Annotated in this window: 1 pseudogene; it reads right to left on the bottom strand. The window is 65.8% G+C overall.

What is annotated here, in order from left to right:
• Positions 1 to 50 precede the first annotated feature (50 nt).
• A pseudogene (gene mutL / locus B3520_RS15625) lies at positions 51 to 839 on the bottom strand (DNA mismatch repair protein MutL); the annotation flags it as partial.

Genomic DNA, 839 nt, shown 5'->3' with positions numbered 1-839 from the left:
AATGCCATACCCCACCCCTGACCGGACAATACTAAATCCACCCAAGCGCTCTACTGCCCACGCATAAAGAGCTTGTCGAGTTCGTCCAGGGACTGCAGCGCCCAAGTGGGGCGGCCGTGGTTGCACTGGCCGCTGCGCTCGGTGGCCTCCATATCCCGCAACAGGGCATTCATCTCCGGAACGGTCAGGCGGCGGTTGGCGCGCACCGAACCGTGACAGGCCATGGTCGAGAGCAGCTCGTTGATCCGCTGCTGAATCCGCTCACTGCTGCCGTACTCGATCAGATCCGAGAGCACATCCCGCACCAACTGCGCCACCGGGGCGCGGTTGAGCAGTGCCGGCACCTGGCGAACCAGAAGCGTCTCCGGGCCGGCGCGCTGTAACTCAAAGCCCAACTGAGTGAAGGTATCGGCGTGCTCCTCGGCACAGTCCGCCTCCTTCTGGCTCACCGCAATGCTCTCCGGCACCAGCAGCGGCTGGGTCTGCAGGCCACCTTGGCCAAACGCGGACTTCATCCGCTCGTACGTGATGCGTTCATGGGCCGCGTGCATATCGACGATGATCAGCCCCTGGGCGTTCTCCGCCAGAATATAAATGCCCTTGAGCTGGGCAATGGCATAACCCAGCGGCGGCACCTCGCCATCCTCAGACTCCGGCATCGGTGTAGGCGCCGACGGAGCCGCTGCCCCACCGTACTGGCCCTGGTAGCCGGCACCGCCATTAAACGGCTGATGCAGGCTGCCGTACTGGCGCATCTGCTCCGCGACCGCGCCCGGGGCGGGCGCACCGGGGGGCTGATACCCGCCGGCCGGGTGACTGGCGGCGGCCAGGCCCATGGG

It is taken from the genome of Marinimicrobium sp. UBA4509, from assembly GCF_002388575.1.
GTDB classification, from domain to species: domain Bacteria; phylum Pseudomonadota; class Gammaproteobacteria; order Pseudomonadales; family Cellvibrionaceae; genus Marinimicrobium; species Marinimicrobium koreense.
Note: the sequence above shows the minus strand (reverse complement) of the source record. Positions and strands in the feature narration are given on the sequence as shown.